Genomic DNA, 278 nt, shown 5'->3' with positions numbered 1-278 from the left:
GGCACGGGCCGCTCCCCGATCCGCGCCGCGGGCGAAGGCCTGCCACGCCCAGCCGAGCCCCAGCCCGATCAGGATCCAGAACACGAAGCTGGTCGCGAGCGACCGCGCGGCGGATTGCGCGGCGAGCGCGGCCGGAAGTTCGGACGCGGCCTCGGGCGCCTGCGGGGCACCGACGACGTGCGGCGCGATGACCAGGACGAGCCCCCCGAGGATCGTGATCAGCGCGCGGCGGATGGTGATCAGGTAGAGCCCCATCCCGGTCGCCGCGGCGGTCATCA

The 278-nt window shown here is 74.8% G+C and carries 1 protein-coding gene; it reads right to left on the bottom strand.

Going from position 1 to position 278, the window contains the following annotated elements; translation table 11 throughout:
- A partial coding sequence (locus ACLBX8_RS32235; RefSeq protein ID WP_447716479.1) for a CbtA family protein occupies nucleotides 1-278 on the bottom strand: 278 nt, incomplete at both ends.

Source organism: Methylobacterium sp. D48H, assembly GCF_053345715.1.
The sequence above is the reverse complement of the archived record's forward strand: the minus strand, read 5'-3'. Positions and strand labels throughout refer to the sequence as shown.